Origin of the sequence: Stappia sp. BW2 (assembly GCF_008107695.1) — a bacterium.
GTDB lineage: Bacteria > Pseudomonadota > Alphaproteobacteria > Rhizobiales > Stappiaceae > Roseibium.
Genome location: NZ_VIRG01000070.1, coordinates 116,242 through 141,621, shown reverse-complemented (window position 1 = coordinate 141,621; position 25,380 = coordinate 116,242). Strand labels below are relative to the sequence as shown.

Here is a 25,380-nt window from a genome sequence, read left to right as displayed (position 1 = left end):
CCGGCCTTCCCTGCCGACGCAGGGGTCGAGAGTATGATGCGAGTGGGCGCAGCCATGCTGCGCCCACTGTCTTTTCACCAAGAGTGCCGGCGCAACCTCCCCGACCCGCATTGGAGCAATGCCCGACAGCCCGATCATCCGCTCTTCCGGCGACCAACGGATTTGGCGGACCTCTTTTCACATCCCCCCGAAGTGCCTATAAGGCGTCTCCGAATTCCATAGAGGGGCTCCATGCTTGCCGTTTCGTCCGATACCCTGACCATTCGCCCGTTTCTGCCGGGCGACCTCAATGCATTGCTTCCGCTGAACAATGCTGCCGTGCCGGCTGTGAACGAGCTGACAGCCGAAGACCTGCTCGACCTCGTCAATTCTGCCCTGGTGTGCCTTGTCGCGGTCGTGGATGAGGTGCCCGCCGGTTTCCTGCTGTGTCTTGGCGACGGCACCGATTATGACAGCCGGAACTACCACTGGCTGAGCGAGCGCCTGTCCAACTTCGCCTACACCGACCGGATCTGCGTCGACGAGACCCGTCGCGGCCAGAAGATCGGCGATGCCCTTTACACCGCCCTGTTTGAACGGTTCGCCGGCACCGGCCGCGTCTTCGTTTGCGAAGTCAACGAACGCCCGCCCAACCCGGGGTCGATGCGCTTCCACAGCCGGCTCGGCTTCACGGAAATCGGCAGAGCCGACCACGGTGAAAAGGCTGTCGTTTTCTTCAAGCGCGAAGCCGAACCGGCTTCCGGAAACAAGACAGAATGAACTACCGCCATGCCTACCATGCAGGAAACATCGGCGACGTTCTGAAACACGTCGTTCTGGCCCGGCTGATCGCTTATTTCCAGCGCAAGGACAAAGCCTTCCGCATCCTGGACACCCATGCGGGCATCGGTCTCTACGATCTCAATTCGCGGGAGATGCAGAAGACCGGAGAATGGCAACTTGGCATCGGCAAAGTGCTCGAGGCCGATATCCCGCCGCAGGTGGCGGATCTGCTTACCCCCTGGCTGACGGCGGTGCGCTCACTCAATGATGGCGACACACTGACGGTCTATCCAGGCTCGCCCATGGTGGCCCGGCAGTTGATGCGCAAGCAGGACCGGCTCACCCTGACGGAACTGCACCCGGCGGACTTCAAGTCGCTGGCTGAGCGGTTCGCGGGTGATCATCAGGTCAAGACGATCCACCTGGATGGCTGGCTTGCCATGGGCAGCTTTCTGCCGCCCAAGGAAAAGCGTGGCCTCGTGCTGATCGATCCCGCCTACGAGGTGACCGACGAATTTGCCCGCATGACCGATGCCGTGGTGAAGGCCTACAAGAAATGGACGGGCGGCACCTATGCAATGTGGTATCCGATGAAGGATGCAAGAGCGATCCGGCGCATGCACGAAGACTTTGCGGACGCAGGCCTGCGGGACGTGCTGAGCCTTGACCTGAATGCAGGCAAGAGCGGCCCGGACACCAGAATGCTCGGGTCCGGCATGACGCTGATCAACCCTCCCTACACGCTGGGGGAAGAAATGCGTCTGGTTCTGCCCTGGTTGTGCGATGTTCTGCACCAGGGGCCCGGCGCGAGTTGGAACGTGACACAGATGATCGGCGAATAAAGCCCCTCCAATGACACTTTTACCGGTATCGAACCTTGACCTTCCGACCCGGCTCCCCCATCGTCTCCCTCACAGTTTGCTTTCCGGAGTTTACGCCGTGCATATTGCCCGTACCGTCTGTTTGACCCTGTCAGCCTTGGCCTTTTGCGCAAGCTTGGCTGCACCGGCGGCCGCGAATGACGACCGTGTCTACTTCTCCTTTGCCAGTGGCAACCGCCTGCCGGATTGCACGGCGGCATCCGTGCAAAGCGCTGTCGCCGGGACTGTCGCCCGCGCCCGCAGGGACTATTACGACGGCCGCACCATTTTGAGCATCGACGGCATCAGCGAAGTCAACGGTCGTGGCAACGATGTCAGCCCGATTGAGCGCCGCTACTGCAAGGGCACGGCCAGCCTGTCCGATGGCAGCATCCAGGCAGTCCACTACATGGTGGAAGAACACGCAGGTTTCGTCGGGCTGGGCTGGAACGTCGAGGCTTGCCTTGCTCCGCTCGACAAGTGGCGGGTGTATGGCGATCATTGCAGCACGGCACGCCCGCACTAGGGTGTAAGCTCGCCCCCCCCCAAGAGAGTTGATCCATGGCGCTGTTCGGCTGCATCGGAAGACTGTTCGCCTGCCTCCTGGCGGGATTTTTGAGCCTTCCCGCCAGAGCCGATGAAACGGGCAAGTTCGATTTCTACGTCCTCGCCCTGTCCTGGTCACCAACCTATTGCAAACAGCAGGGCGCGGATGCCAACCCGCACCAATGCGACGTCTCCAAACCGTTTCGCTTCGTCGTGCATGGCCTGTGGCCGCAGTATGAGCGGGGGTTCCCCGAAAGTTGCCCCGGCGCACCCAAGCGTATCGACCGGCAGATCGCCGTTTCGATGGAAGACATCATGCCGAGCCACAATCTCGTTTTTCACGAGTGGCGCAAGCACGGCACCTGCTCCGGTCTGACGCCGGAAAACTATTTCGCCCTCACCCGCAAGGCTTACGACAAGATCACCATCCCCGGCGCCTTCCGCACGCTCGACAAACGAGGCAAGGCCGCGCCCGAGACCGTAGAAAAGGCCTTCCGGCTTGCCAATCCAGGCCTGACGGAAGCTGGGCTTGCCGTCGCCTGTGACAGGGGCGAGCTGGAGGAAGTGCGTATCTGCCTCACACGCGATCTCGAATTCAGGTCCTGCCGGGAGGTCGACAGATCCGGCTGCCGCGCTGACAGCCTCTCCGTGCCGCCGCCCGGCGCTCACTGAACACGTTCGACACCCCAACCGCCCAAGTCTTTCAGGAGTTCGGCCCCATGATGAAACTTCGCTCGTCTGCCCCCTCGCCTTTCGGCCGCAAGGTAAAGCTCGGCCTGTCCATTCTTGGTCTCAAGGGCAAGGTTGAAGTGGAAGACGCCAATACGGCAGATCCCTCCGACAGCCTGCGCAGCCAGAACCCCCTCGGCAAGATCCCGGCGCTGATTCTGGAAAACGGCGATGTTCTTTACGACAGCTCCGTCATTCTGGAATATCTCGATTTCCTGGCAGGCGGCGGCAAACTCTTTCCCGAGGGCGAAGCCCGTTTTGCGGTCCTGCGCGACCAGACGCTGGCAGACGGCATCATGGATGCGGCCATTCTCCGAGTCTACGACAAGCGCTTCAAGGAACAGAAGTACCGTGACCCGGCCTGGGACGCGTATCAGGCTGGCAAGATGGAACGCGGCTTGAAGCACTTTGAAGACAACACCCCGCCCACTCCGGCAAGCGCCTCAGACGTCAACGCAGGCTCCCTGACGCTTGCCTGCGCGCTCGGGTATCTGGACATCCGCTTTGCCGGTGAATGGCGCAAGACCCATCCGAAGCTGGTGGCCTGGCTGGACGCCTTCGAAGAGGCTGTGCCCGCCTTCACCGACACCAAGGTTCCACCCGCACCTGTCCCGGAAAACGACCCGGCCCCGCTGCGGTAATCCCCTGAGCACAGTTGCCTGCAATCCGCCAGCCCCGCATGACGCCGGGCTGGCTTTTTTTGGCCGAGAACAATGCGCAGCTGCAATTGCCTATGCCTCCCCTGGAGCTTAGCTCAGAAGATCTGGATGCCTGGCTGCTGCTGGCTTGAGTACAGCTTCCTGAGGCATTTTCAACAGCCGCACTTGCGGTTTGGCGGCGGGTTCACGGCACCTACGGGACGAAATGCAAAAGGCCGCGCCCTGAGGCACGGCCCTTCTGAAAACAGATTTTCGCTCGGGTCAGGCGACTTTCTTGCCCGACATGGCATGAACGTCCGCAGCTCCCAGGCGCTGGCCGCCAATCGCCCAATCACCCTGCTCGACTTCCATAACGCGGACCCAGGTGACCGGGCGCATGGCTTCGCCTTCAACCGAGACCATGGCTTCGGTCACTTTTTCGATCAGCTGGTGCTTCTGTTCAGGGGTGAAAACGTTCTTGATGACATCGATCGTTACCAAAGGCATTTCATATCTCCTGGTTCATGTCTCAGTGCTTCAAAACTATCGGTTGCTCCCGATGAACAAGAGATACGCCTTCCCCTGCGGCAATGCTTGACGGGGACGTGAATATAACTGACCTTTTCATGAAGACTTTCGGGAAAGGGGAACATGTGCCGCAAGCCGACGCCCTGGTGTTTACCTTCGACGGCTTTGAACTGGACGGGGCACGTTTCGAATTGCGCCGCGGTGGCGAACGCGTGGCGATTGAGCCGCAAGTCCTCTCCCTTCTCTTGCTGCTGGCGGAAAACCGCGACCGGATGGTCAGCAAGGATGAATTGATCGAGCATATCTGGGACGGACGGATCGTCTCCGAAACTGCTGTGGCGGCTCGGATCAAGGCGGCGCGCAAGGCAGTGGGAGACACAGGCAGCGCGCAGAAAGTCATCCGGACAATCCATGGCAAAGGGTTCCGGTTTGTTGCGGACACCGAGGTCAGCGGTGATCTGGAGAAAACGCTCTGCGTGAAATCCGCTCTCATGACCGAGGAGCAAGCCGCCCCGGCGATTGAAGACATGCTGAAGAACGCACGTGATGGCCGGCCCTCTATCGCTGTCTTGCCCTTCGAGTATTTCGGCGAACCGGGCCAACAGGAAATCGTGGCCGATGCCCTGCCCGCCGACATCATTGCGGATCTGTCGCGCCTGCACTGGCTATTCGTCATCGCACGCGGATCGAGCTTCCGCTTTCGCGGGCCTGATGTGGACCCGCTGTCCGCCGGTCGGCAGCTCGGTGTTCGCTATGGGCTCACCGGCACGGTCGAATTGTCCGGCGAGCATGTCACCATCGGCGTGTCGCTGATCGACATGACCAGCAGCGGAACGATCTGGGCAGAGCATTATCACGGCGGCCTTACTGAGTTGCAGCAGCTCAGGTCGGACATCGAAAGCCATGTGGTGGCCAGTCTGGCGGTCCAGATCCCACAGAACGAAGTGCGGCTCGCCCGCAGGCGTGCGCCGGGAGAACTCGATGCCTGGGCCTGTTTCCACCTGGGCCTTGACCACATGTACCGCTTCAACCGGCAGGACAACGCGAGAGCGGCCGCGCTGTTCACACAATCTCTGGAGCGCGATCCCTATTTCTCCGGCGCCATGGGTGGGCTGTCCTTCACGCATTTCCAGTCAGCCTTCATGCGTTTTTCAGAAGATCCCGCGGCGGAGGTCGAACAGGCACGGGTGCTGGCGCAGCAAGCGGTGGAGACCGACCGGCTCGATCCCTTTGCCCATTTCAATGCCGGGCGATGCTCCTGGCTCGACGGCCAGCTGGAGGATTCCATCGCCTGGTTCGACCGGGCAACCAGCCTCAGCCCCAGCTTCGCCCAGGGCGTCTACACACGCGGGCTGGTGAGCGTGATGGCAGGTCAGGCGGCACAGGCCGATGCCGATCTAGCACTGGCGCTGGACCTCAGCCCGCTCGACCCACTCGCCTATGGCATGACATCGGCACGTGCGCTGGTGCAAGTGCAACTGGGCAATATGGCAAAGGCGCAAGAGCTTGGCGTGAAAGCGGCACAGATGATCGGGGCGCATAAGCACATTTCGCTGATCGCGGCGCTGACGTCGCACCTGGCCGGCAAGCACGCCGAAGCCCGGCAATGGTTGACACGGGCGAAACAGGCCGACCCGGCAATCAGCTCGGAAGTTTTCTTCGCATCCTTCCCCTTTGCCAAGAACGGTGCTCGCGAAACGATAGAAAAAACCCTGCGCGAACTGGGCGTTTGAACCGACCTCGCAACGCCGGCACCGCGAAAAGCCGGGTCCTCATCCACGCAGGAAACGCGTGAGCAATACAATCTGCCTGACGCTGAAGGCCAGCTTCAATTGCCGCAGCCAATGACTCCTGAGAAGCACCAGGATCTGCATTGCCTTTTTTCGACCAGTCAAGTGTCTTTTCTTTGATTTCCGGGCACCAACAAGGTTACCGATGTAACGTTTCCGACAGCCTGAACGTGACGCAGAGCTCTTTCTGAGATTTCAATCGATTAGTCTTGAAACTTCTTATGGACAGGGTGTTCGCACCAGAGATAAACAGCGTGCATAGGCTAAAGACTTGCCACTCATTGCGTTGAAAAGACCATAAAGGAGTTTTGTGTATGGCGGCTATGGATAATCACTTCGACAACTGGAAGGAACAACAATCCGCCGCCGAGCAGATGATCCCGCTGGTTGGACACCTCTACCGCGACTTCGGCATCAACATCCGCATTTTCGGGCGCCGCCTGCTGAACAACTCCGCCATCGAGATCATCAAGGCACACCGCTATGCCTTGCAGATCACCGGGCAGGAGCTGGAAGTCTCCAAGAGCCTTGAAATCGTCAAGGCAATGCTTGAGATGGATCTCGCCGCCTCCCGCGTCGACCTCGGCAAGCTCTGCCACCGCTACATGGAAGAAGGCGGCGACGTTAAGAGCTTCCTTGAAAAGCAGCTTGCCAGCATCAACACCGGCAAGACCTCCATTCTGCAGGAACCGCAGGACGTCGTTCTGTATGGTTTCGGCCGCATTGGCCGCCTTCTCGCCCGCATGCTGATCGAACGCGTCGGCGCCGGGAACAAAATGCGGCTTCGCGCAATTGTCGTGCGCGGCGGCAAGGATGGAGATCTGAAGAAACGCTCCAGCCTCCTGCGGCGGGACTCCGTCCACGGCGCGTTCAGCGGATCCATCACGGTTGATGAAGAGCAGAACGCGATTATTGCCAATGGCAACTACATTCAGGTGATCTACGCCAGCTCACCCGCCGAGGTCGATTACACAAAATATGGCATCCGCAATGCGCTGGTGGTCGACAACACGGGCATCTGGCGCGACGAAGAAGGCCTAGGCCAACACCTGAAATGTCCGGGTGCGTCGAAAGTCGTTCTGACCGCACCGGGCAAAGGCAACATCAGGAATGTCGTCTATGGCGTCAACCACGGCGACATTACAGAAGACGACAAGATTCTGAGTGCGGCCTCCTGCACCACCAACGCGATCACGCCAGTGCTCAAGGTGATCAACGATGAGTTCGGGATCGAGAACGGTCACGTTGAAACGATCCACGCCTTTACCAACGACCAGAACCTGATCGACAACTACCACAAGGGTGATCGCCGTGGACGCGCCGCACCTTTGAACATGGTCTTGACGAGCACAGGCGCTGCAAGCGCCGTGGCAAAGTGCCTGCCTGAAATGAAGGGCAAGCTGACCGGTAACGCGGTTCGCGTGCCGATCCCCAATGTCTCCATGGCCATCCTCAACCTGAACCTCAAGCGCGAAACGACGGCTGAGGAAATGAACAACTACCTGCGAGGGATTTCCGTAAAATCGCCGATGCAGGACCAGATCGATTATACCGCCTCGACCGAGTTGGTTTCTTCCGATCTGGTTGGCTCCACCCACGCCGGTGTTGTCGACAGCCAGGCTACGATCGTCGATGGCGACCGCCTGGTCCTTTACGTCTGGTATGACAACGAGGCGGGATACAGCACCCAGGTCATCCGGTTGATGCAAGAAGTTGCGGGTATGAAATACCCGGCGGTTCCTGCCTGATACTGGCCCTGAGGCATACAGGCCGAGAGTAATACCGGCTTCAACGACATGATTGGGGCTAAGCCACGCCTGAGGTGTGGCTTAGCCCCTTTCGTCGACTGGCTACAGAAGATTTAGCAGGGCCGCCCCCACGGTTACCCCGGATCAACGGATGCTGATTTTCTGTCAGTGCGTGACGAAACAGCCGAACAATTGCCCGCAGCATTCCGTGAGATCGTGAAGAGGCTACAAAGTGAGCTTCGCTAGCCTGACCGGTTTCGAAGGCAAGCGCAGAATTCAGAGGCTAAAACTTGAACCTTGCACCGATGACCGGGCCGTAAGTATCAAGCGCGTCGAGGTCGGCCACGTCGTCGAACCGCCAGCCGATATATCGATAGCCTGCGAACAGATCGATGTTCTTTATTTCATAACCGATCGCGCCAAACAGTTGCCAGGTGACGTCAGACTGGCCTGTACCAACGTCGCCATAATAGGCAACGGACCAGCGATCGGACAATTTGGTCTCACCGCGCAAACCCACAACAGCGTCGATAACCTGCCCCTGGTCACTTGCGCTGGCGCTAAAATTGCCCAGGGAGAAATCAAGATCGGTGCTCAACCACAAATAACGGAAACCGCCGAAACCAGCGATTTCGGAGCTGGGGGTATCGACAATCTTGTAACCCAAAGAGTTTGTCGTGATGAACCCTTTGATTGTCGCGTCCAGTTTGGCATCGATGGTTCTTCTGACGAGGGTCGCCGTGGTCGTCTTGGAGCCTTCCAGGTTCATGTAGATCAGGTCAGAATAGACGCCGAAGCGCCCCTTCTCGGCTGAAATAGACGTCATCAGCGCAAAGCTCAGGTTCTCGATCACCTTGTTGAACGGCATTGTGATGTTGTCGCCGGTGACGGTTTCTCCACCAAGCCCTGCCATCCAGAAATAGGGCGTGATGCTGAAATTCCACCTGTCTTCAACAACTCTCGCGGGTGTCACCGTCGGCTCAACAGCGAGATCGGCGGCCAGCGCAGGCGCCTGAGATATGAAAAATGCACTTAAGGCAACAGCTTTCGAGAGTGAAGTCTTCAACATTCTACCTTCTCACTTTGCTTTCGAGCCGGAATTTATTTTTGGTTTAATCTATCTTCTTGCTTACCTTAAGTCCGATGTAAAGGCACTTGATTTTTAAGTTTAGAGACATCATTGGCCAGAGGTGTCACACAAAAGATACTGCGTCTGCGCGGTCGGACGCCGAAATAGACGCACAAAGCAAGGCCGTGTCCATCTGAACCACGATATCGCCCTGTCGTGTCTTCCAGGAAATTTGTTCCCATATTTTCTGGAACCACGAAGTTCTCACCAATAAGATAATCTCCTCTCTTAATAACCCCACAGGCAGAGAAGCGATTCAAGAAGAAAATTTCTTTGCAGATCATCAACTGCAAGCACCAGAATATTGTTTTCGTGGATTGGTCACTTCCATCGCCCGCCAACGGTTGCAGAGGCGAAATTTTCGCCCGACCTAGGGGTCGAAAAGACAGAAATCAATTAGAAATTGTGACACATGTTTTCGTGCCACACAAATAATAGATCATACGTAGCGTTACGGAGTTTTATATCGATACCCTTATTGTAAAGTCACTTATTAAATTATTCATATGTATGGAAATTACGCAGCATTTCGCACAATCAAAAAAAGTAAAACGAACGAAAACAAGATTTTAGAGTCAGTATAGGAGGTGGGAATGAGTTCGATTAAAGTCTTCATGACGAGCGTTTTCGGATTTGCGCTTTTGGTTGGTGTTGCCGATCAGGCAACTGCACAGCCGGCGTCCGGTGCGCCGAATTCCACGACCACCCTCAACGGATTGCAGTTGCCTCCGCCTCCGCAACATTTTGGGGGCAAGATCGACACGCTTGCCGAGGACTCCACCCAGTGGTGGCCTCCACGTGTTGTGCCACCTGCCGAAGCGCCGAACGTGCTGCTCATTATCACGGATGATTCAGGTTGGGGCATTCCAAGCACTTTTGGCGGTGTCATTCCTCATCCGACCATGGATGCGCTTGCGGCGGACGGATTGAGTTTCACCAGCATTCATTCAACCTCGCTCTGTTCGCCCACGCGCGCCGCGCTCATCACCGGCCGAAACCATCACAATGTCGGTTTCGGTGTTATCTCGGAACAGTCCACGGGGTATCCCGGCTACAACAGCATCATCGCTGAAGACAAAGCCACGGTGGGCAGGATCCTTCTCGACAATGGCTACAACACGTCATGGTTCGGCAAGGACCACAATACGCCCGCCTTCGAGGCCAGTCAGAGCGGCCCCTTCGATCAGTGGCCGACCGGCATGGGATTTGAATATTTCTATGGCTTCGTTGGCGGAGACGCCAACCAATGGCAGCCCAATCTCTTCCGGAACACGACCCAGATCTATCCGTTTGACGGCAAACCCGGCTGGAACCTGATGACTGCGATGGCGGACGATGCCATCGACTGGGTCACACGGATGCACCAGATCGATCCCTCCAAGCCTTTCTTCATCAAGTTCGCGCCCGGCGCCACTCATGCGCCCCACCATCCGACCAAGGAGTGGGTGGAAAAGATCAGCGCCATGCACCTGTTCGATGATGGCTGGAACAAGCTTCAAGAGACCATCTTTGAAAACCAGAAAAACATGGGGCTCTTTCCGAAAGATGCGAAAATCACGCCCTGGCCGACCGATCACATCAAGAATTGGGATGAGCTCACGGATGTCGAGAAAAAGCTCTTCATTCGCCAGGTCGATGTCTTCGCCGCCTATTCGGCCTATATGGACGACGAAATTGGTCGCCTCGTTCAGACCCTGAAGGATATCGGCGAATACGAAAATACCTTGATTATCTACATCAACGGAGACAACGGCACGAGCGCCGAAGGTGGCCTGCTGGGAACACCAAATGAAGTTGCCTACTTCAACGGGATCAACGCAATCCCCGCCGAAGAACAGATGAAGTGGTACGACGTCTGGGGAACCGAGGAAACATATAACCACATGGCAGTCGGCTGGACGTGGGCCTTCGACACACCGTACCCCTGGATGAAACAGATCGCTTCGCAGCTCGGCGGTGTCCGGCAGAACATGACGGTCACATGGCCAGCGAAGATCACCGACAAGGGCGGAAAGCGCGACCAGTTCCTGCATGTCATCGACGTCGTGCCGACGATCCTCGAAATCGCCGGGATCACCCCGCCAGAAGCCGTCGACGGCATCACCCAGGCCCCGATGGACGGCAAGAGCTTTGCCTATCTGTTCGACAAGGAAAATGCGGACGCTCCCCCTCCCCGTGACACCCAGTACTTCGAGATGTTCGGGCAGTGGGGCCTCTGGCAGAATGACTGGTTCCTTGCCACGAAGGTGAACCGCGCTCCCTGGGATGCGTTCGGCCCTGCCAATGAGGATCCCCTGAACAACCAGGTGTTCGAACTCTACAATCTCAAGACAGATCCGACGCAAACGACGGATATTGCCGCAGAGCATCCTGATATGGTTCGGAACCTGAAAGAAACCTTCATCATGGAAGCAACCAAATACCAGGTGTTTCCTCTCGATGCCTCGGTTGGTCCGCGCGTTGCGGCTCCACGTCCAAACATCACCGCGGGTCGTGACGAATTTGTCTATACCCGGCCGATGACCGGCTTGCCGCAGGGCGATTCACCAAGCATTCTCAACAGCTCCTACACAATCACTGCGGAACTGACAGTTCCTGAAGGCGGCGGTGAAGGCATGATCCTGACATCGGGAGGCCGCTTTGCGGGCTACGGGTTCTATCTGCTGAAGGGCAAGCCCGTCTTCCTCTGGAACCTCGTTGATTTGGAAAGGATCAAATGGGAGGGCAAGGACGCCTTGTCTCCGGGGAAACACACGCTTGAGTTCGACTTCAAGTATGACGGCTTGGGTGCGGGAACGCTTGCTTTCAACAACATGAGCGGGGTCGGCCGATCCGGCACAGGCACGCTCAAGGTCGATGGCAAGGTTGTCGAGACCAAGAAAATGGAAAAGACCATTCCGATCATCTTGCAATGGGACGAAGCGTTCGACATCGGATCGGACACCCTGACCGGGGTCAATGATGCCGACTACGAACCACCGTTCACCCTGACCGCCAAGCTCGACAAGCTGACAATCAAGGTCGACCGGCCAAAGCTCTCCGAGGCAGACATTGCCAAGCTGCAAGCGGCCACACAAAAAGCAAGCGACTGACGTTTCGTCCAGAAAACCTGCCGGCAGCAATTCCGGCAGGTTGACACTGTGACGAACGATTGAGCCCTCTGGGAACCTTATTTGCGACAGACTTGCCGGCCGACATCGGGCCGGCAGACATGCAGGCAAGGAACAAAGGAGGGATCGGACGGAGGCAGGCGTCGGCTCTGCCGTCAGACCCGTCCGCCGGAAAGCGGGGTCCGCCCCCGGACCTTGAGCAGGCGTTTGCCGCTGGTGATGGCCTGACCAAAATCCTTCTGCACCGCCAGCAGCGCCGGCACCAGCAGGATGACCAGGAACAGGCCGACACCCAGACCGTAGGCAAGCGTAATGACCGTCGGCAGCAGGAACTGCGCCTGCCGGCTGGTTTCGAACAGGAGCGGGGCCAGGCCGAACACCGTGGTTGCCGTGGTCAGCACGACCGCGCGCAGCCGGTCGCAGACGCCGTTGACGACGGCCTGCCGGAAGGGATGGTCCCTGGCGTATTCGTCGATTGTGGTCACCAGCACGATGCTGTCGTTGATGATGATGCCTGCCATGCCGATGAAACCGACCACGGAGAACATCGACAACGGAATGCCGTGCAGATAGTGCCCCCAGATCATGCCAACGCAGCCGAAGGGGATGATGATCATGATCATCAGCGGCCGGGTCCAGGATTCGAAGATCCAGCACAGCACCAGGTAGATACCGGCCAGGCACAGGCTAAAGCCGATCAGGGCATCGGAGAGGAACGAGCGTTCCTGCTCCGCCAGCCCGCTCATCTCGCTTTCAACGTCGTAGTCAGCGGCAAGCTGGGGCAGAAGCTCGTTCTGCAGAGCCTCCGTCACCCGTGCGGCGGCTTCCGGATTGTCCTCCGAAACGTCGCCGGAGACGCGCAACGTGCGCAGGCCGTCACTGCGGCGCACCGAGGCAAAGCCGTAGGTGCTCTCCACATTGACGATCTCGCTCAGGGACACATAGGTTCCGGCATCGGTGCGCACCCGCGTGGTATAGAGAAACGCCGCATCCGTCTCCTCATCCGGCAGCAGCACCTTCACCTTTGCCGTCCGCCGGCCGATCGGGAACTCGGCAACCTCGACGCCCTCCAGCCGGTTGCGAAGGACGCGCGCGATTTCATCCGTGGTGAAGCCGAGGGTTTCGCCGCGCGGTGTCAGCGTCAGGTTCAGTTCCGGCTTGTCATAGGCCAGCGTATCCTCCAGCGCGCTGACACCCTCCATGGCAGCCAGCGACTGTTTGAGGCTTTCGGCAGCGGCCTTCAGATTTTCCGTGGAGTTTCCATAAAGCTTGACGTCGATGGCATCCCCGCCCGGGCCTGAGCGCTCGCCGCGCAGGGCCAGCGTTTCAAGAAGCGGCGGCTTTTTGATTTCCTTGCGCCAGTCGCCGATGAACTGAAAGGCCGAATAGGGCCGAAGGTCCGGGTCGAGCAGTTCAATGGAAATCCCGCCGAGCTGGTCCGCATCCTTGGTGTCGGCGCCGCTCAGCCCGCGCCCGGCGGTCGCTCCGACGGTGGAGAGCGCAAAGATGACCGGGTCCGCACCATATTTTTCGACATAGCGCTGATTGACCACGTCAAGCGCCCGTTCCATCTCCGCGATCATCGCCTTGGTGTCGTCGCGCTTTGCGCCCGGCATCATGGCAATACTGGCGGAAACCACCGCCCGCTCCGGCGCGTTGAAAAAACGCCAGCGCACGGATTTGTCCAGAACCAGCGTCAGGGACAGCGCCAGGATCATCAGCGCAAAGCCGATTGCCGGATAACGCACGGCAATCACCCAGGCAATGAACCGACGGAACAGCTTTTCCCGGAACCAGACGAAACCCCGGTTGAACAGGCGGTTGGGCAGATCGAACCAGTGCTTCTTCTTGCTGGCCTTCAGCGCGTGGTTCATGTGGGCCGGTAGGATGAGAAAGGATTCCACCAGGCTGGCAATCAGCACCACCGACACCGTGAAGGGAATATCGGCCACAAGACTGCCAAAGCGCCCACCGATGGCCACCAGCCCGACAAAGGCAATCAGCGTGGTGATGGACGCGCAGAAGACCGGCGCCGTCATCCGCTTTGCCGCTAGGCTGGCAGCTTCCGCCGGCGAATACCCACGCCGGTGCAGGAAATCGGCATGCTCGCCCACCACGATGGCGTCATCCACGATGATGCCGAGACAAATGATCAGCGCAAACACGGAGATCATGTTCAGCGTGATCCCGAAGACGTACATCAACCCGACAGTGGCAGCCATCGCCACCGGAATGCCGGCCGCCACCCAGAAGGCCGTTCTGGCAGACAGAAACAGGAACAGGAACAAGAGCACCAGGGCGAGGCCGAAGATGCCGTTTTCAACCAGGATATCCAGCCGGTCGATGATCGCCTGCGACCGGGTGTTGGTGAGCTGAACGACGACACCTTCGGGAAGCGTCTGCTGGAACTCCGCGGTGATGCGTTCGACCGCCCGCTGGATCTCGATGGTGTCGCCCTGAGCGCTCCGGTTGACCCTGAGAACGACCGCCGGCATGCCCTTGTGATAATAGGCCCGGCCGCTTTCCACCCCTTCGGTGACGATCTCGGCGACAGACCGGAGTTGCAGCTTTTCCCCTTGCGAAGGCGCCTTCAGAACGATCTCGCCCAGTTCCTGTTCGCTACGCCGGGTCTGGCCCGTGCGCAGCCGTGCGGAGCTGCCTGCGACATCGCCCGCAGGCGTCGTTTCCATTTCGGCAGAGACGACGTCGGCGATCTCCGCAAGCGTCAGCCCGTGGCGCACAAGCATGTTCTCGCCGACATTCACCCGGATAATCGGGTCTTCCAACCCGCGAATGGAGACCCGTGTCACGCCCTGGCGAAAAAACACGGTCTGGAGATCTTCGGCAAAGCGGGCAAGCTGGTCGATATCGACCGGACCGTACATGACGACATCCGTCACCCGGTCGGAATAGACGCTGCGGGTGACCACCGGCTCGTCGATTCCTTCAGGCAGACTGGAGCGAGCCTGATCGACGGCGGCCTTCACCTCGTCGGTCGCCTGGCCCATGTCCCAGCCGTCCTCGAACTCCAGTTCAATGCTGGCCCTGCCCTCGCGCGAGACGGATGTGGCTTCGTCGACGCCGTTGATGGCAAGAAGCTGCGGCCCCAGAATTTCGACCACAGCCCGGTCGAGGTCCTCAGGACCGGCGCCCGACCAGTTGACGACGACGTCCACTTGCTCGCGGACAAAATCGGGAAAGAACTGCGTGCGGATCTGCGTCGAAGCCGCGAAACCGCTGATCAGCATCATGGCCAGCAGCAGGTTGGCCGCTGTGCGGTGCCGGACCATGTAGTCCAGTAACGAGGCAAATTGCGATCCGCCGGGAGAACGCATGTCGGGACACTCCAATCAGGATATCAGGCAGGACGAGACGACAGACATCAGTTGTCAGCCGCTGGTCCCGCCGCCATGCTCCAGCCGTTCGATCAACTCTTTCGGCACCATCGGCTTGTTCAGAAGGGCAAGCAGCCTGGCCTTGCGGTTTTCCGGCATGTCGGACCTGTTCAACTGGTCGATCAGGGCCGCACGGCGCTCCGGCTCCAGCGCGACCAGATCTCCGGAAAGGCGTGTGTCGTCACCATCAGGCGCCTGCACTGTCTCCGGTCCATCCGCCTGTTGGGGAGCTTGTCCGTCATTGCTCCGCCTTGGCGAAACCTTGAGCCCGGTGCCAAGCTGCGGCAGACGTTCGCGCACATAATCGGCACCGAAGGGCACATTGGCCACAATCACGTCGTCGCCCATCCGGCGAAGGATCGTCGCCTTGATTTCCTCGATGCGCTCGCCTTCGCCGACAATCAGCATGCGGCCATCTTCCGCCACTGCCGCCGAGGGAACCAGGGCAACACGGCTAAGCTCCGGTTCGCGCACCTCAACCTTCACGAAATCACCCGGACGCAGAACCGTGCCAGGCTCCAGATCCAGCGTCGCAAACAGGGTCCGCCCGGCCTCGCCTTCGGAAACGACAGCCGCTGCCCTGTCGATGGTGCCCGGAACCTCAATGGACCGGTTGCCCAGTTGCAGGACCGCGGTAACAGGCGCCTTCACCAGATTGCCGCTGGCATCCAGCAACCGCGAAAATTCGTCGGTCGACAGGGAAAACCGGACTTCCAGCGCCGCCGGATCGATCAAAAGGGCAAGGGTCTCGGAGGAACCAACCCGGCGCCCAAGCGTGGCGTTGACCTCCGATAGATAACCGCTGAATGGCGCTGTCAGGGTGATTTCGTCCAGCGTCCGCCTGGCATCGTCCAGCGCAAGCCTGGCGCGCTTGACCGTCAGGTCCATGCGCTCGACACGCTTGCGCGCGGTGATGACAGATTGCAGGCGGTTGCTGAGTGATTGTTCCAGCGAGGCAACAGCCAGTTCTTCGGTTTCCACCTGCACCGCCGTGGAATACCCCTTGTCCTGCAGCTGCTGCTGGCGCTCCAGCGCCTTTTTACGCAGTTCAAGCTGGCGGCGGGCCGCTTCCAGCTCCTGCTCAGCTCCAACAATGGCCTCCGCGGACTCCGCTTTCTGGGCCTCCGCATCCGCCAGGGCCGCCTCCGCGTCCAGCACCAGAAATTCCGCGTTCGCCGGATCGATCCTGAGCAGCAGTTCGCCCTTGGCGACAGCGGCACCATCACGAAACTTGGAGGCGACCTCCACAAGCCGGCCTTCGGAACTTGCCCTCAGTTCCAGCGTCCGCCAGCTTTCCACCTGGCCATAGGCAGTCGTGACCGGCACCAGCGTTTGCGGTGTCAGCTCGGCGACATTGACCGAATAACTGCGCTCACGGGCCGGCCGACGATGTGCGGTCTCTTCCGCCGTTATCGCATTGTAAAGGCGATAACCGCCGAATCCGGCAAAACCAATCATGATCGCCATCAATGCCAGACCGACAAGTCCGCGCATCAAAAACCGCATGCGTCTCTCCACCTGAAGGCCGGGCTAGCGGGCGAAAGGGAACACCCTCAATACCGGCACCTTACGTTAGATGCCATCCCTAGCACGGTACTGGGGCGAAATTCGGAAAAGCTTGTAACGACTTGTATCCGGCGGCATCACTTTGGAGAGAACACCGGCATGAAAAAACCCGGCACCTTTCGGTACCGGGTCTTTCCGCATCGGTTGAGGGCTGGCTTAGAACTTGTAGCCAAGACCCATGCGAACCTGCGAATTGCTGAAATCCGAGCTCACGCCGGTTCCGTTCAGGTTGAAATCCTGTTCGCCGAAGTCCTGGTAAACATATTCCAGCTTGGCGCTGATGTTGTTGGTGAGCGCTGCTTCGCCACCTGCGCCCAGCGTCCAGCCCAGGGCCGTTTTGCTGTCGGTGTCGCCATTGCCGGACACTTCCAGGTCGGCAATTGCCAGACCGCCGGCGCCGTAAACCAGGTAACGGTCGAAGGCATAACCGACACGGCCCCGGAAATTGGAGTTCCAATCGGACTTGGACCGCAGGGTCAGACCGCCGTTGGATTTGGATTTTTCCAGATCGGTCAGGGTGAAGTCAGCTTCCGCACCGACGACGAAGTTCGGCGTCACCTGGAAATTGTAACCGGTGTAAAGACCGCCGGCGATGCCATTGGCATCCACGCCAAGCCCGGTGTTGTTGCCGGCCTTGTTGTCGAATTGGCCGAAAGCCCAACCGAGATTGCCACCGACGTAAAGGCCGGTCCAATCGATGCTCTGCTGCGGAGCCGGAACCGCCTCATAGGCCGGTGCCGGCGACTGCGGCAGATCCGCAGCCAGTACAGGCGCCGATGCGGCCGCCGTGGCTGTCAGGGCCATGCCAGCAAGTGCAAGACGTTTCATTTGAGTACTCCAGATCCACTTTATCCATTAGTGCTTTGGCCGGATAACCGCCGACCATCTTGCGAGTTGGACGGGTAAAAAGCCGCGTCCTCACTCTCCCCCAATGCTCAGATATGGAGAGCGTTTGTGGCGGATCAGGATTGAGAATGGGGAGTTTTGGTGACGAATGGCGGCAACATTCTGACAGGATGAAAGACCCGTAAAGACAATTGCAATTTGCATTCAGAAACCCCATTTGGCCGGTAGAAAGATCCTTGTCCGCGGCTTTCCCCTCACCGATCTATTGCGTATAAGGCGCCGAGTTGAACTCTGGCGCTGCCACATTGAAGCCACTCTCGACGATTGAAACCGACCCGAACCGGAATTTCGTAAATGCTCTTTGACTACATCAGCCTCGCAGGCGGACTTGTTGTTCTGATTATCGCCGGCGATGTCTTGGTCAGGGGTTCTGTTGGCATTGCGCAACGTCTCGGCATTCCCAATCTGGTCATCGGCCTGACCATCGTCGCCTTCGGCACATCGGCCCCGGAACTCGTCATTTCCCTGCAAGCCGCCATGGACGGCGCCGGCGGTATCGCCATCGGCAACGTTGTCGGCTCCAACATCGCCAACGTGCTTCTGGTTCTGGGCATGCCCGCGCTGATTGCTGCAACGCCGTGCGGTGAAACCGGCGCGACGCGCAACGCGCTGTTCATGGTCGCCGTCACCATTGTGTTCATGGCGCTTTGTTTCTTCACCCCCATCGGTCTGACATCAGGGGTCATTCTTCTGGCACTGCTCGGTGTCTTTCTCGCGGCCTCAACGATCATGGCGCAGAAGCACAGAAAAGAGCAGAAGGCGATTGCCGCGGCCTCCGCAGGCGCTGCCGCCGCCGAAATGCAGATTGAAGAAGACGACGGCCTGGACGATGTCGAAGACGTTCCCGATTCCGTCTGGATCGCGCTGGCCTATATCGTGCTCGGCCTGGTCGGACTGCCCCTCGGCGCCCATTTCACCATCACAGGGGCCACCTCTATCGCAACATCCTGGGGCGTCAGCGAAGCGGTCATCGGCCTGACCGTCATTGCGCTCGGCACGTCCCTGCCGGAACTTGCCACCACCGTCATGGCGGCAATTCGCCAGCATGGCGCCGTCGCCATTGGCAACGTCATCGGCTCCAACGTCTTCAATCTGCTTGCCATCATCGGCATCACCGCCGTCGTCGTGCCCATCGACGTGCCGCAGGAAGTGCTGAAACTGGATATCTGGGTCATGCTGGCCTGTGCGATCCTGCTGACAATCCTTGCCGGAATGCGCATCTGTCTCGGCCGTGTGTCCGGCGCGGTCATGACCACAGCCTATTGTGCCTACATCGCCACCGTCTATGTGCTGGGGCACACCTCCTAAAAGCCCTTTTTGCAGTCCGCTTGGCAGCAGAGCCGCGCTTCGCTGCGCCCACCTCTTTCCCTATTGCCTTGCGCGGCTTAAATGTCTGGCATGCAGGACGATACTGATTCTGAAAAAAGCGCCGTATCCGCGCCGGAGGCCGACACGGCCCCCGCACGCAAGGGCGTCGAGGTCATTGCCGACGAGGTCAAGCGCCTGCCCAACGGGCCGGGCGTCTACAGGATGCTGGACGAAAACGGCGAGGTTCTCTACGTCGGCAAGGCCCGCAGCCTCAAGAAGCGGGTCACCAGCTACACGCGCCTGCAGGGTCAGTCCAACCGGATCATGCGTATGATCCTGGCGACGGCAGCGATGGAATTCGTTGTCACCCAGACAGAGCCGGAAGCCCTGCTTCTGGAAGCCAATCTGATCAAGCGCCTGCGGCCACGGTTCAACGTGCTGCTGCGCGACGACAAGTCCTTCCCTTATATTCTGGTGACCGGCGACCATGAATCGCCCGCCATCGTCAAGCATCGCGGCGCGCGCAAGCGCAAGGGTGACTATTTCGGCCCCTTCGCCTCCGCAGGTGCGGTCGACCGCACCATCAACGCGCTCCAGAAGGCCTTCCTGATCCGGACCTGCTCTGACAGCTATTACGAAAACCGCAGCAGACCCTGCCTGCAGTATCAGATCAAGCGCTGTGCCGGCCCCTGCACTGGTGAAATCGATCCCGCGGATTATGCCGGTCTGGTTTCGGAGGCGCAGGCGTTCCTGTCCGGCCGCAGCCAGTTGATCAAGACCCAGCTTGCCCAGCAGATGGAAGCCGCATCCGCCGATCTGGAATTCGAGCGCGCCGCCATCTACCGCGACCGCCTGTCCGCGCTGTCGCACATTCAGGCGCATCAGGGCATCAACCCGCAATCGGTCGAGGAAGCCGACGTTTTCGCCATTCACCAGGAAGGCGGCCAGACCTGCGTGCAGGTGTTCTTCTTCCGCACCGGCCAGAACTGGGGCAACCGGGCCTATTTTCCCAAGGCCGACAAGTCCTTCGAGGAAGCCGATATTCTGGAAAGTTTCCTGGCGCAGTTCTACGATGACAAGCCCGCGCCGCGGCAGATCCTCCTCTCCCACGAGCTGAGCGAACAGGACCTGCTCGCGCAGGCGCTCAGCGAGCGCACAGGCCGCAAGGTCGATGTTGCGAACCCCAAGCGCGGAGAAAAGAAGGAACTGGTCGACCACGCGCTCACCAATGCGCGCGAAGCACTTGGCCGCAGGCTGGCGGAAACCTCCAGCCAGGCTCGCTTGCTGAAAGGCGTCGCCGAAGCGTTCGACCTGGCCCAAACTCCACGGCGGATCGAGGTCTACGATAACTCGCACATCATGGGCACCAATGCTGTCGGCGGCATGATCGTCGCGGGCCTGGAAGGCTTTGCCAAAGGCCAGTACCGCAAGTTCAATATCAAGTCGGAAGATCTCGTTCCTGGCGACGACTACGGCATGATGCGCGAAGTTCTGACGCGGCGGTTCTCCCGGTTGTTGAAGGAACACGCCCGCGAAGACAAAAAGCCGGAGACGGATGAGCCTGCCCTCGAAGACGGCGAAGACAGCGATCTGGAAACGGCCCCCGCCGACACCGGCGTACCGGCCTGGCCGGAACTGGTGCTCATCGATGGTGGCCAGGGGCAGTTGACGGCGGCGCGCGAGACGCTGGAAAGCCTCGGCATCACCGATGTGCCGCTCGTCGGCATCGCCAAGGGGCCGGACCGGGACGCCGGACGGGAGAAATTCTTCATCACCGGCCGGCAGTCCTTCATGCTGCCAGAGCGTGACCCGGTGCTTTATTTCGTCCAGCGTCTGCGCGACGAAGCCCACCGCTTTGCCATCGGCAGCCACAGGGCCCGCCGCAAGAAGGACATTACCAAAAACCCGCTGGACGAGATCGCCGGTGTTGGTCCAACGCGCAAAAAGGCGCTGCTGCGCCACTTCGGCACAGCCAAGGCCGTTTCCAAGGCGGGTGTCGACGATCTGGCCGCCGTACCCGGTATCTCCGAAGCGATTGCCAAACTGGTCTACGATCATTTTCATGAATAGGACGTCGCACCGGCCTTTCCACCCGGCTGATGATATCGCCAAAGCCAAGGAAGACTGAACGTGTCAAACCCGCTGGAAGCCGCGCTTCGGTGCATCGACGCCAAGGACTACGGCATGGCACTGGAGATCCTGACCGATCTCAACCAAGCCAATCCGCGCGACCCGCAGGTCAACCACTGGCTCGGCGTCATCTACCTGACCCACGGACACGCGGACCGGGCAATCGACCATCTTCAGGCTGCAGCAAAGGTTGCCAAGAAGGAGGCGGTTATCTTTGCGACGCTGGCGGACGCCCTCACGCTCGACAACCGCTTCGAGGAAGCCCTGCCCCATGCGCGCAAGGCCGTCGCCCTTGACGGAAAATCCGAATTCGCCCAGCGCACCCTGGGGGAGATCTACGCCAGGCTGCGGCGGCCCGTCATGGCCGAACATGCCTTCCAGAACGCGCTCGCCATCAACGAAGCATCGGCCATCGCGCATCTGGCGCTCTCGCGACTGAAAGTCTCGCTCGGCAAGATGGACGAGGCGGAAACCCACTTTCGCCGCGCGCTGGAGCTCGCCCCGGAAGAACCTTCCGTTCTGATCAGCGCAAGGGACCTCTCCGACATTGGCCTGAAACGGGAAGCGCTGGAAAAGATCGAGGCCCTGCTGAACGATGCGGACCGGCCGCTGTCGAAGGTCGAACGCGCAAGGCTTGCCTTCACTGCCGGCAAGATCTGCGACGACACTGGCGACCTTCCGAAGGCCTTTCACTATCTCGGCCTGCATCGCAGCGACCTTTATGGCCACTATGATGCTGCCTGGCAGGAACGCCATATCGACAATTGCCGGGAGGTCTTTTCAAAACAGTTCTTCGAGGACCGCAAGGACTTCGCCCTTACCAGCGATAGGCCCGTCTTTGTCTTCGGCATGCCACGCTCGGGCACCTCGCTGGTGGAGGCCATCCTCTCTGCCCACCCAAAGGCAACGGCTGCAGGCGAACTCAGCTTCTTTGACGAGCAGATCAACGGCCTGACATCGGGCCAAACAGGTGAGACTGCCTTCTTCGACGCCGCCAGGGCGCTCGACCGCAAGACTGCCCAGCGCATTGGCCGCAAGTACCTGACGATGCTCGACGGATTCAGCAGGAAAAGCGCCCGCGTGATCGACAAGATGCCGCAGAATTTCGAGCATCTGTGGTTGATCGCCCTGCTGTTTCCGAACGCGCATTTCTGCCACGTCAGCCGCAACCCGGCCGACACCTGCGTCTCGATCTACATGACGCCCCTGCCCGGCAAGCACGGTTACTGTGAAAGCCAGCAATCGCTCGCCCACTATTACGGGCAGTACAGAAGACTGATGACGCATTGGCGCGATGTGCTGCCAGTTGCAATACGCGACCAGTCCTATGAGGCCCTGGTGAGCGATCCTGAACACGAACGCCCGGCCCTGATTGCCGACACCGGGTTGGCCTGGGACGATGCCTGCCTCCATCACGAAGCTAACGAGGCGCAGGTCTTCACCTTCTCCATGACCCAGGTCAGACAACCCATTCATACCGGGGCCGTGAACCGCTTCGAAAAATACCGGGACCACATCGGTCCGCTGCTGGAAGGCTTGTCCGGGCTGGACGCCTGACACCGCGAGACTGCACCTCTAAGGCGCTTCCTGCAGTGCTCGGGAGCAAACGGACCTGACCTGGGAGCAAAACAAGTCGCACCTTCCGCACAGTCCGTGTTAAGCACATCCGCCTTCTCATGAAATCGGACCCAGGCTGCCATGTTTCGAAAGCCCCAGGCTAAACCGCGTTCCCTGCTCCACAGCGCATTGTCCCTGATCGGTTGGTGCGGCAGCCTTGGCGCCATTGCCGTCAGCGTGCTGGGTCTGTTGGCGTTTCTGGCGCCGGACGTCTGGATTGCGGACAACATGAGCTTCTTCCTGCGGCAGTTTCTGGCTGCCGGCCTCGCAGGCTGTGTCGCTGGTGCAGCCGGTTTTCTGGTCCGGCACCGCTTTCGTTTGGTCTACCGTGTAATCTGGCTCCTGGCGCTGGCGACGTTTCTCAGCCTCGCCGGACTGACCGGCGCGCGCACGCTTGCCAACACCAAGCCCCTTGGCCCGGCCGCTCCGGGGGACCGCCCGCTCAAGATCGTCTCCATCAACCTTGAACACCTGTTCCTCGGAGACAAGGTCTTGCAGGCCTTTCTGGAAAAGGAGCAGCCGGACGTTGTCGTCTTCCAGGAAGTGCTTTGGTGGCTGCAGGAACGCCGCTGGCAGCACCTCGGCCTACCGGTTGGCGGCGCGGGCCAGAACGGCTTTCCCCAATACATGAAAGTCGGTGAGCTGGGAGGCCTTGCGGTCTATTCCCGCTTTCCGCTGTCATCGGAAGAAACCCGCGTCATTTCCGGCGAAGTGCCTCCCGGGGCCAACGTCTATTACGACGGTGACAGGGAGCTTCTGTCTCTCTCCCTCGACACCGGAGCCGCGCCCTTGCATCTGCTGGTCATTCATCCCGACAGCCCGCGCTCGAAGGCCCGTTGGGAGAACAAGCGCCGCTATTTCGATGAAGCAGACAGCGTCATCGACACCCTGAAAGCCACCAACGGCACCAACATTCTGGCGATTGGCGACTGGAACAGCTCACCGTGGTCCGCAAGGTTCCAGCAAACCCTTTCGCGCAACGGTCTGAAGACCGCCTATCCGGATGGCTGGCCCCAGACAACGCGCTTTTTCTTCGACTACAGCCTGCACTGGATCCTCGGCGCTCCCGTCGACCAGTTTGCCGTCTCCAAGGACATTCAGGTCATCAATGTCTCTCTTGGGCCCGATATCGGCTCCGACCATCTGCCGCTGATTGTGGAGATCGCCCAAACCCCGGCAAACTGATCTCTGCACCAGAAATTGAATCATTGGCTGTGACTTCAACCGGAAAGTGTTTGAGGCTTCGGGTGGTTTCCTGAAAACTGCCCGAAACTTCAAGATCGATTCCAAAAGTTCCGCATGGCCAAACTCTATTTCAACTACTCCTCGATGAACGCCGGCAAGTCGACCGTGCTTCTGCAGGCCGCCTATAACTACGAGGAGCGCGGAATGAACACGCTGCTCCTGATCGCCGCCTTCGACAACCGGGCCGGCAAGGGCCGGATCGCCTCGCGCATCGGGCTGGGAGCGGATGCCGATGTCTTCAACGCGTCCGACAATGTCTTCGAACACATCCTGCGCGCCAACGAAGCGCAGAAAGTCGATGCGGTCCTTGTCGACGAAGCCCAGTTTCTGACGGAAGATCAGGTCTGGCAGCTCGCCCGGGTGGCCGACATGCTGCGTATTCCGGTGATGTGCTTCGGTCTCAGAACGGATTTCCAGGGAAAGCTTTTCCCTGGCAGCGCCGCCTTGCTGGCGCTTGCCGACAACCTGAAGGAAATCAAAACCATCTGCTGGTGCGGGCGCAAGGCAACGATGGTTGCCCGGATGGATGCACAGGGCAAGATCGTTGAAGAAGGCGACCAGGTCGTCATCGGCGGCAATGACAAATACGTCTCGCTGTGCCGCCGTCACTGGTCCGAGCGGGACCTAGGTCCGGCCTGACCCTCCGCGCCCGTTTAACTCAAATCTAAAGGCCGGCGCTTTCCTCTTCGACAATACGGCTCACTAGATCCCGGCTGTTGCGAGCCTCGTAGGCTGCAATCCGCTCGATGAAAGCCTGCAGCCGACCAGTCGCCGCAGTTGCATCGACGGCAAGATCGCGCATGTGCCAGCGCACCATCCGCCAGTAGCTGGCCGAAAAGGCATCCTGGAGAATGGGATCCGGGATCAGGCCGGACAGCAGGCCGTGCAGCCGGCTTTTGACATCGTATTGAAGGTCCCGGTCGTCCTCGCCGACCATCGAGGCGATGCCGCTCAGCGCCAGAATGTCGGAATGCTGCGCAATCGACAGGTCTGGCAGGTCCTGCAACAGCGCTGCCTGCAGGATGCCCTTGTGTGTCAGGGTATCGCGCTTGCGCTGTGCTTCCTGCAGGGCGACGACGACCGTTCCCACACCGCTTCTCGTTTCCACCAGCCTCTCATAGGCCAGTCTTTGCAGGATCTGCCGGATCGGCGTTCTGGACATGCCGTATTGCGCCGTCAGGGCCGTCTCGTGGAGCACCAGGTCTTCGCCGGGCTGCGCCATGCAGATGTTCCGCCGCAGGTCGTCGAGTGTCCGGGTGTGTTTCGTATCGAAATGGGAAGACTGGTTCATCAGGTCATCATGTCCAATTGGTATAAAGCACGGTTTACGTCGCATCGATATACCTGTATACAAGTTTGGTAATCTCACCAGT

Annotated in this window: 19 protein-coding genes; 13 read left to right on the top strand and 6 right to left on the bottom strand. The window is 59.5% G+C overall.

The window, feature by feature from the left end; genetic code table 11:
• The first annotated feature begins 231 nt into the window (after positions 1-231).
• The 5 genes from FMN63_RS19540 (at position 232) to FMN63_RS19520 (ending at position 3,538) form a co-directional block, all read left to right on the top strand.
• Positions 232-759, top strand: coding sequence for a GNAT family N-acetyltransferase (locus FMN63_RS19540; RefSeq protein WP_148585852.1), 528 nt, complete (start codon positions 232-234; stop codon positions 757-759).
• On the top strand, positions 756-1,604 hold the full coding sequence (locus FMN63_RS19535; RefSeq protein ID WP_148585851.1) for a 23S rRNA (adenine(2030)-N(6))-methyltransferase RlmJ: 849 nt from the start codon (positions 756-758) through the stop codon (positions 1,602-1,604). Before FMN63_RS19540 ends, FMN63_RS19535 begins: the two co-directional genes overlap by 4 nt.
• 97 nt (positions 1,605-1,701) lie before the next feature.
• Positions 1,702-2,148, top strand: coding sequence for a hypothetical protein (locus tag FMN63_RS19530; protein ID WP_209001248.1), 447 nt, complete (start codon positions 1,702-1,704; stop codon positions 2,146-2,148).
• 35 nt (positions 2,149-2,183) lie between these two features.
• Positions 2,184-2,840, top strand: a complete 657-nt coding sequence (locus tag FMN63_RS19525; protein ID WP_148585850.1) for a ribonuclease T2 family protein — start codon at positions 2,184-2,186, stop codon at positions 2,838-2,840.
• Positions 2,841-2,887: 47 nt separating this feature from the next.
• On the top strand, positions 2,888-3,538 hold the full coding sequence (locus tag FMN63_RS19520; protein ID WP_148585849.1) for a glutathione S-transferase family protein: 651 nt from the start codon (positions 2,888-2,890) through the stop codon (positions 3,536-3,538).
• Between the two features lie 279 nt (positions 3,539-3,817).
• On the opposite strand, the gene FMN63_RS19515 is transcribed toward FMN63_RS19520, so the two are convergent.
• The gene (locus FMN63_RS19515) at positions 3,818-4,042 is read right to left on the bottom strand and encodes a tautomerase family protein (protein WP_148585848.1); all 225 of its coding nucleotides are present in this window, start codon (positions 4,040-4,042) and stop codon (positions 3,818-3,820) included.
• A gap of 119 nt (positions 4,043-4,161) precedes the next feature.
• Here FMN63_RS19515 and FMN63_RS19510 point away from each other — a divergent pair, with 119 nt between their 5' ends.
• Together FMN63_RS19510 and FMN63_RS19505 are read left to right on the top strand one after the other, a co-directional pair.
• Positions 4,162-5,796: a winged helix-turn-helix domain-containing tetratricopeptide repeat protein gene (locus FMN63_RS19510; RefSeq protein ID WP_162530078.1), complete on the top strand. Its 1,635-nt coding sequence runs from the start codon at positions 4,162-4,164 to the stop codon at positions 5,794-5,796.
• A 371-nt stretch (positions 5,797-6,167) separates the two neighbouring features.
• Positions 6,168-7,601 (top strand): glyceraldehyde-3-phosphate dehydrogenase, encoded by a 1,434-nt coding sequence (locus FMN63_RS19505; protein ID WP_148585846.1) that lies wholly within the window; start codon positions 6,168-6,170, stop codon positions 7,599-7,601.
• Positions 7,602-7,884: 283 nt separating this feature from the next.
• On the opposite strand, the gene FMN63_RS19500 is transcribed toward FMN63_RS19505, so the two are convergent.
• On the bottom strand, positions 7,885-8,670 hold the full coding sequence (locus FMN63_RS19500; RefSeq protein ID WP_148585845.1) for a hypothetical protein: 786 nt from the start codon (positions 8,668-8,670) through the stop codon (positions 7,885-7,887).
• Between the two features lie 653 nt (positions 8,671-9,323).
• Between FMN63_RS19500 and FMN63_RS19495 the strand changes: the two genes are divergently transcribed.
• Positions 9,324-11,822: an arylsulfatase gene (locus FMN63_RS19495; protein ID WP_209001247.1), complete on the top strand. Its 2,499-nt coding sequence runs from the start codon at positions 9,324-9,326 to the stop codon at positions 11,820-11,822.
• A gap of 173 nt (positions 11,823-11,995) precedes the next feature.
• Here FMN63_RS19495 and FMN63_RS19490 read toward each other — a convergent pair whose 3' ends face one another.
• The 3 genes from FMN63_RS19490 to FMN63_RS19480 form a co-directional block, all read right to left on the bottom strand.
• A complete protein-coding gene (locus FMN63_RS19490; protein ID WP_148585844.1) occupies positions 11,996-15,175 on the bottom strand; it encodes an efflux RND transporter permease subunit in 3,180 nt (1,059 codons plus the stop codon).
• Between the two features lie 54 nt (positions 15,176-15,229).
• Entirely contained in the window at positions 15,230-16,741 is a 1,512-nt protein-coding gene (locus FMN63_RS19485) for an efflux RND transporter periplasmic adaptor subunit (RefSeq protein ID WP_148585843.1), read from the bottom strand.
• A 216-nt stretch (positions 16,742-16,957) separates the two neighbouring features.
• Complete coding sequence (locus FMN63_RS19480) at positions 16,958-17,629, bottom strand: outer membrane protein (RefSeq protein WP_148585842.1); 672 nt, start codon at positions 17,627-17,629, stop codon at positions 16,958-16,960.
• A gap of 372 nt (positions 17,630-18,001) precedes the next feature.
• On the opposite strand from FMN63_RS19480, the gene FMN63_RS19475 reads away from it, so the two are divergent.
• The 5 genes from FMN63_RS19475 (at position 18,002) to FMN63_RS19455 (ending at position 24,646) form a co-directional block, all read left to right on the top strand.
• On the top strand, positions 18,002-19,015 hold the full coding sequence (locus tag FMN63_RS19475; protein WP_148585841.1) for a calcium/sodium antiporter: 1,014 nt from the start codon (positions 18,002-18,004) through the stop codon (positions 19,013-19,015).
• Positions 19,016-19,105: 90 nt separating this feature from the next.
• Positions 19,106-21,085 (top strand): excinuclease ABC subunit UvrC, encoded by a 1,980-nt coding sequence (uvrC, locus tag FMN63_RS19470; protein ID WP_148585840.1) that lies wholly within the window; start codon positions 19,106-19,108, stop codon positions 21,083-21,085.
• A 60-nt stretch (positions 21,086-21,145) separates the two neighbouring features.
• Positions 21,146-22,702 carry a tetratricopeptide repeat-containing sulfotransferase family protein gene (locus tag FMN63_RS19465; RefSeq protein ID WP_148585839.1) on the top strand — a complete coding sequence of 519 codons (1,557 nt, stop codon included), beginning with the start codon at positions 21,146-21,148 and terminating at the stop codon, positions 22,700-22,702.
• A 141-nt stretch (positions 22,703-22,843) separates the two neighbouring features.
• Entirely contained in the window at positions 22,844-23,947 is a 1,104-nt protein-coding gene (locus FMN63_RS19460) for an endonuclease/exonuclease/phosphatase family protein (RefSeq protein WP_209001245.1), read from the top strand.
• A 114-nt stretch (positions 23,948-24,061) separates the two neighbouring features.
• A complete protein-coding gene (locus tag FMN63_RS19455; RefSeq protein ID WP_148585838.1) occupies positions 24,062-24,646 on the top strand; it encodes a thymidine kinase in 585 nt (194 codons plus the stop codon).
• Positions 24,647-24,671: 25 nt separating this feature from the next.
• Here FMN63_RS19455 and FMN63_RS19450 read toward each other — a convergent pair whose 3' ends face one another.
• Positions 24,672-25,298 carry a GntR family transcriptional regulator gene (locus FMN63_RS19450; RefSeq protein ID WP_209001244.1) on the bottom strand — a complete coding sequence of 209 codons (627 nt, stop codon included), beginning with the start codon at positions 25,296-25,298 and terminating at the stop codon, positions 24,672-24,674.
• Positions 25,299-25,380 lie beyond the last annotated feature (82 nt).

Coding starts and splice junctions, on each gene's coding strand:
- FMN63_RS19495 (WP_209001247.1), top strand. CDS start 9,324: ATGAGTTCGATTAAAGTCTTCATGACGAGCGTTTTCGGATTTGCGCTT.
- FMN63_RS19475 (WP_148585841.1), top strand. CDS start 18,002: ATGCTCTTTGACTACATCAGCCTCGCAGGCGGACTTGTTGTTCTGATT.
- FMN63_RS19455 (WP_148585838.1), top strand. CDS start 24,062: ATGGCCAAACTCTATTTCAACTACTCCTCGATGAACGCCGGCAAGTCG.
- FMN63_RS19505 (WP_148585846.1), top strand. CDS start 6,168: ATGGCGGCTATGGATAATCACTTCGACAACTGGAAGGAACAACAATCC.
- FMN63_RS19520 (WP_148585849.1), top strand. CDS start 2,888: ATGATGAAACTTCGCTCGTCTGCCCCCTCGCCTTTCGGCCGCAAGGTA.
- FMN63_RS19535 (WP_148585851.1), top strand. CDS start 756: ATGAACTACCGCCATGCCTACCATGCAGGAAACATCGGCGACGTTCTG.
- FMN63_RS19490 (WP_148585844.1), bottom strand. CDS start 15,175: ATGCGTTCTCCCGGCGGATCGCAATTTGCCTCGTTACTGGACTACATG.
- FMN63_RS19525 (WP_148585850.1), top strand. CDS start 2,184: ATGGCGCTGTTCGGCTGCATCGGAAGACTGTTCGCCTGCCTCCTGGCG.
- FMN63_RS19515 (WP_148585848.1), bottom strand. CDS start 4,042: ATGCCTTTGGTAACGATCGATGTCATCAAGAACGTTTTCACCCCTGAA.
- FMN63_RS19480 (WP_148585842.1), bottom strand. CDS start 17,629: ATGAAACGTCTTGCACTTGCTGGCATGGCCCTGACAGCCACGGCGGCC.
- FMN63_RS19450 (WP_209001244.1), bottom strand. CDS start 25,298: ATGAACCAGTCTTCCCATTTCGATACGAAACACACCCGGACACTCGAC.
- FMN63_RS19500 (WP_148585845.1), bottom strand. CDS start 8,670: ATGTTGAAGACTTCACTCTCGAAAGCTGTTGCCTTAAGTGCATTTTTC.
- FMN63_RS19540 (WP_148585852.1), top strand. CDS start 232: ATGCTTGCCGTTTCGTCCGATACCCTGACCATTCGCCCGTTTCTGCCG.
- FMN63_RS19485 (WP_148585843.1), bottom strand. CDS start 16,741: ATGCGGTTTTTGATGCGCGGACTTGTCGGTCTGGCATTGATGGCGATC.
- FMN63_RS19510 (WP_162530078.1), top strand. CDS start 4,162: ATGAAGACTTTCGGGAAAGGGGAACATGTGCCGCAAGCCGACGCCCTG.
- FMN63_RS19460 (WP_209001245.1), top strand. CDS start 22,844: ATGTTTCGAAAGCCCCAGGCTAAACCGCGTTCCCTGCTCCACAGCGCA.
- uvrC (WP_148585840.1), top strand. CDS start 19,106: ATGCAGGACGATACTGATTCTGAAAAAAGCGCCGTATCCGCGCCGGAG.